6 protein-coding genes are annotated in these 4475 nt (G+C 67.4%); 1 reads left to right on the forward strand and 5 read right to left on the reverse strand.

The window, feature by feature from the left end; all coding sequences use genetic code 11:
- Positions 1-563: 563 nt before the first annotated feature.
- Together IFY26_RS17455 and IFY26_RS17460 are read right to left on the reverse strand one after the other, a co-directional pair.
- The gene (locus IFY26_RS17455) at positions 564-1004 is read right to left on the reverse strand and encodes a hypothetical protein (RefSeq protein ID WP_232550282.1); all 441 of its coding nucleotides are present in this window, start codon (positions 1002-1004) and stop codon (positions 564-566) included.
- On the reverse strand, positions 1001-1642 hold the full coding sequence (locus tag IFY26_RS17460) for a TetR/AcrR family transcriptional regulator (protein ID WP_232550283.1): 642 nt from the start codon (positions 1640-1642) through the stop codon (positions 1001-1003). Before IFY26_RS17460 ends, IFY26_RS17455 begins: the two co-directional genes overlap by 4 nt.
- 98 nt (positions 1643-1740) lie before the next feature.
- Here IFY26_RS17460 and IFY26_RS17465 point away from each other — a divergent pair, with 98 nt between their 5' ends.
- Positions 1741-2220 carry a YfbM family protein gene (locus IFY26_RS17465; protein ID WP_232550284.1) on the forward strand — a complete coding sequence of 160 codons (480 nt, stop codon included), beginning with the start codon at positions 1741-1743 and terminating at the stop codon, positions 2218-2220.
- A 99-nt stretch (positions 2221-2319) separates the two neighbouring features.
- On the opposite strand, the gene IFY26_RS17470 is transcribed toward IFY26_RS17465, so the two are convergent.
- The 3 genes from IFY26_RS17470 to IFY26_RS17480 all read right to left on the reverse strand — a co-directional run bounded on the left by IFY26_RS17470 (position 2320) and on the right by IFY26_RS17480 (position 4339).
- Positions 2320-2478: a hypothetical protein gene (locus IFY26_RS17470; protein WP_232550285.1), complete on the reverse strand. Its 159-nt coding sequence runs from the start codon at positions 2476-2478 to the stop codon at positions 2320-2322.
- Between the two features lie 138 nt (positions 2479-2616).
- Complete coding sequence (locus tag IFY26_RS17475; RefSeq protein WP_232550286.1) at positions 2617-3474, reverse strand: RCC1 domain-containing protein; 858 nt, start codon at positions 3472-3474, stop codon at positions 2617-2619.
- Positions 3475-3577: 103 nt separating this feature from the next.
- The gene (locus IFY26_RS17480; RefSeq protein WP_232550287.1) at positions 3578-4339 is read right to left on the reverse strand and encodes a DinB family protein; all 762 of its coding nucleotides are present in this window, start codon (positions 4337-4339) and stop codon (positions 3578-3580) included.
- Positions 4340-4475 lie beyond the last annotated feature (136 nt).

The following is a 4475-nucleotide window of genomic DNA, read 5'->3' on the forward strand; positions in this document are numbered from 1 at the left end:
CCGCCGGACGAACAGACGCACTGCACAGCGGACCACGATCGGCTCCTCGGAATTGGGGGCGTCAGCCAGAAGAGACACCAACAGGGTAGGCCCATCAACGAGAACGCCGCGCGAGAGTGGGTGCGAGCCAACACTGACCGTCAGTCGCTCATCGCGGCATGACGCGCGTTTGCCAGCGCTCTGTCCGGGCATGAAGCGACTCTCCCGGCCTTGTGGCCGGGAGAGTCTGCTGCTGGCGGGTTGGTGCTATCGCTTGGGGGCGGGGGTGTGGGACTGTGCGGGGACCGGGACGGGGTCGGGGCCGGCCGCGATCGAACTCGCCCAGGCCGTCAAGCACCGCCGGAGCGGTTCGAAGACTTCGTGCAGGATGTCAGCAGGATGCCGGCGAGCAGGGGCAGGCGGTCGCGTCGGGTCACGCCGACACGCTACCCGGACGTCGGCGGTCCACCGGTCCCATCAGGCGGGTGAGGGTATTCCACTTCTCGGTTGGCCTCCCGGCTCTCGCTCCGCTCAACACTCGTGCCCGGGCCTCGCCGAGAAGAGGATTACCCTCACTCAAGCGGTCACCCCTGGGCGGGGGTGCTGACAGTGAGCGACGAATCCTGCGGCCCACTCGCCGACAGCGGCCGCAGCACGCCCAGCAGCACCAGAACCAGGACCATCTGCAGCACCCCTGCCCCGCCCCACAGGGCGTGCGCCCAGGCGAACGCGTTGAGCACGAGGCATTCGCCGCCGATCCAGCCGACCATGACGAAACCGGCCAGCGCGTGCGCGAGCGCCAGCCATTGCGGCCGGCGCAGATGCACGTACACCGCCGCCCACTGCCACCCGCCGACCACCACCCCGAGCAGCACCGCCGCGAGCACGTACTGCCCGGCGAACGGCGTCGGGTCGAGCGCCGGGGCGTACATCTCCGACCCGAACACCAGCGTGAAGAACCCAATTAGCGTCGACACGATCTGGAAGATGGCGACGCCCAACAGCGTGCCCTTGACGGCCTTCATGATTCTTCCCCCTGCGTCGCTGCGTCAGTCACGTGCGTGGCCCTGAAATGTTCAAGGTGGATGCCCAATAGTCGCCTCGCCTCAGCTTCCGCCCGCTGCTCCCCAGCCAAGGTAAGGATCGCCAGCACGGGCCCCCAGAACGCCAGTGCGGTGGCTTCGGGATTGGCCGGCCGGAAGGCACCCGCATCGATGAGCCGGGCAAAGATTTGCGATTGGAACGCGAGCGGCTGGGTGACGACCAGCAGGCGCAGGAGGGTCCCGGCCGCAGGCGTGCGGTACTGCTCCAGCGTCAGCAGCCGGCGCAGCGCCACGAACTCCTCGTCGTGCAGCCACATCTGCAGGAACCCCTCGGCCACCGCGGTCAGGTGGCCCAGGTCGATGGTCGCGTAGGTGGACGCCGCGGCGTCTGGGTCGTCGACGCTGACGCCAAGGGCTTGGGCGGTGGCGGCGACGCGCTCCTCGGCGCGTTCCAAGACCCCCTCGAGCAAGGCCTGCTTGCTGCGGAAGTGCTTGTAGACCGAGCTTTCCTTGATGCCGACGTCTGCGGCGAGGTCCCTGATCGAGGTGCCCGCGTAGCCGTGCTCGGCGAGGCGGATCTGCGCGGCGTCGAGGAGTCCTGAACGGGTGTCGCGTCGCATGGCGCCTCCGGCTTGGCTAACGGTCGTTAGCCTATCGGATGTTGACGGGTTTCACGCAACCCGTGCGGCATCGGTCGAACTGCCAGAAGGATGGACCCATGGGAATGGGATGGGTCGGCTACCGCCGCGACCAGGAATTCGTCCAAGCAGCGCTGCGCGACCCCGACGTGCTCATGGACCTGCTCGACGACGAGGACGAGGACAACTCCACCGACCTCGACAAGGCGTGGCACGGCATCCACTGGCTGCTGACCGGCAGCGCCGAACCGGACGCCGGCGTCGGCTCGCAGGTCATCTTCGGCGGCGAGCCCCTCGGCGAGGAGGTGGGCTACAGCCCGTTCCACCTGATCCTGCCCGCCGACGTCGCGCGCGTGGCCGCGTTCCTCGAGGGGGTGGACGCCGACACCTTGCGTTCCCGCATGGACCCGGCCGCCATGTCGGCTGCCGACCTGTACCCGGACATCTGGGACCAGGAGTACCTATTCGACCAGTACGTGCTGCCGTACTACGAAGACCTGCGCGCGTTCTACCGTGCTGCAGCTGCTGCCGGTCAGGGCGTGTTCCACGCAATCGTGTGACAGGGAACCGGCGGTCGCCGCGTGCGTCGTGGCGCCGGACCGGCACGATTCCCAACGATCCCGTCTCGGTCAGAGCACCAGCACTCACCAGCGAGAGCCTCAATGACTGCGGTAGTTGCCCCTCCAATAGCCGTTGCCCGTCTTGGTGAGGACAATCTGGTCCAGTTCCTCAGGTGAGGGCTTGCGATCGATCATGTCCTCGATCTTCTTACGCGTGAGCTTCGCGGCTCTTTGCTGATGGATTCCCCAGTACTGCACCTCGCGGACAGTTCCGTAGGGGTCACTTGCGTGGTGAGGGTCAACCGCTTGGCTATGTCAACCCCACTTGGCCCCGGAATGACGGCCAGAAATGGACCCACCTTGCGCGAGACCAGCGACAGATGATCGCGTTGGGGATCAGGCCAGGTCAGCCCATCCGTGAACGTCACACTGGCCATGATCGTTGGCGCCGGTAGCCAGGACAGTGCCGTCCGCACGAAGGCCGAGCGTGTGCTGAGCGCCTGCGGCGACTGCGACGATGTCGCGCCATTCCTGGGTGTTGCACTGACCGTAGGCGTTGGACCCCGCGGCCGCGACCGTCCCTGTCCGGGCGAGGCCCACACTGTGGTGGCTGCCTGCTGCCACCTGGGCGATGGAATCCCATGCCGTGACTTCGCGAACACCACTGGCCTTGGCTCCCGCTGCAATCACTCGGCCATCGGCGGTGAGACCGAGGGAGTGCTGGTAGCCGGCCGCCACCTGCACGACGTCCTGCCAGGCGTGGACGTTGAGCTGCCCGGCGCGGTTGTTGCCTGCAGCCAGGACGCGGCCGGCGGCCTGGAGGCCGAGGCTGTGCCAGTCACCGCAGGCAACCGACCTCACCTGCTCCCACTCATCGACGGCGATCTGGCCCTCTGCGGCGCGGCCGGTGGCGACCACGTGACCGTCTGCGGTGACACCGAGGGAGAAGCGCCACCCGGCAGCGATGGCGCGGACGTTCGCCCAGTCGCCGACGTTGCACTGGCCGTGGGTGTTCCATCCTGTGGCGAGCACAGTGCCATCAGCTCGCAGGCCGAGGGTGTGTGATTTGCCGGTGTTGCTGAAGGCGTGGACGTTGCCGACGGCGACGGCCACCACATCCGACCAGCCGGCAACCGAGCATTCGCCGGCTGCACCGTTTCCCGCGGTCAGGACCGTGCCGTCGATGTTTCGGCCGATCGAGTGTCGGCACCCCGCAGCGATCGGCCCTCTGCCGTCGGGAAATGGCGTCAGCATGTCCCCAGTCTGTCGTTCATCGTGAGTCACGGCACGCGGCTAGATCCGGATGGCCGCAGGGCACGCTATCTGCGGCAACCAGGTCATCCGGGATGGCGCGGCCCTACTCGTCCGCCGATCTTGCCGTGGAGATCACGTCCAGGTCGCGCGCGGCATAGCGGTGATGCTCCCACTCCTCCTCCAGGATGGTCCGAAGACATGAGAGGACCGTCTCTTCGTAGTCTGGTGCGTGGGGATTCTTCCGAGGCTGAGCCAGGACCTCCGGAGTGGCAGCGGCGAGGAACTCGCGGACCATCATCTGCCGGTCGCCGCGGGCCTCCATGACCTCCGCCAACGAGGGCGCCTGAGCGGAGAATACGTCGCCGTCGTAGGCGTCGCTGTCGTTGTCGTCGTTGGGCAGGCCCGCCGGGTGGTACGGCTGCGCTTGCCCGAGGATGGCCCTGCCGAGCCAGGTGTCGGTTGCCATCACGAGGTGGCGAAGCGTCTGGGCCAACGACCACTCGCCGTCGATGGAGACGTCGATGGTGCCGGCAGGCATCGCCGTGGCGCGGACGAGGGTCACCGCCCAGGTCCGTTCGAGTGCTGCCCACGCGGCGCGCAGGCCTTCGGGGTCCTCGGCCGTGCGCAGCTCCCGCCCTGGGAAGCGCCGGTTCAGCTCGGCGTCGACCAAGGGCACAACGTTGACACCGTTAACCAGGAGGTTGCTGTCGCCCTCCAGCAGCCAGGGGGAGTCGATCTCCATTCCGGCGACATCGCTTCCACGGACGACGACGTCTCCCAGGTCGCAGCCCACGAATCGCGATCCCCGCAGACTCCTGCTCTCAAAGATCCTGTCCCGTAGGACCTCCTGTTCGCTGGCGCTCATGGGACAAATCTGCCACAGGGCGCCGTCGGAACAACGCGGACCGCATCATGTATGTCGGCGAGCGTAGGCCGTCCTCCACGCGGCAGAAGCGGACGTTCTCACCCCGCCCTTCTGGGTTCCTACTGACGGCTCGAGC

It is taken from the genome of Propioniciclava soli (assembly GCF_014858005.1).
GTDB classification, from domain to species: domain Bacteria; phylum Actinomycetota; class Actinomycetes; order Propionibacteriales; family Propionibacteriaceae; genus Propioniciclava; species Propioniciclava soli.

Excerpts from the sequence above, each read along its gene's own strand:
- IFY26_RS17455 (WP_232550282.1), bottom strand. The coding sequence starts at position 1,004 with ATGAAGGCCGTCAAGGGCACGCTGTTGGGCGTCGCCATCTTCCAGATC.
- IFY26_RS17460 (WP_232550283.1), bottom strand. The coding sequence starts at position 1,642 with ATGCGACGCGACACCCGTTCAGGACTCCTCGACGCCGCGCAGATCCGC.
- IFY26_RS17465 (WP_232550284.1), top strand. The coding sequence starts at position 1,741 with ATGGGAATGGGATGGGTCGGCTACCGCCGCGACCAGGAATTCGTCCAA.
- IFY26_RS17475 (WP_232550286.1), bottom strand. The coding sequence starts at position 3,474 with ATGCTGACGCCATTTCCCGACGGCAGAGGGCCGATCGCTGCGGGGTGC.
- IFY26_RS17480 (WP_232550287.1), bottom strand. The coding sequence starts at position 4,339 with ATGAGCGCCAGCGAACAGGAGGTCCTACGGGACAGGATCTTTGAGAGC.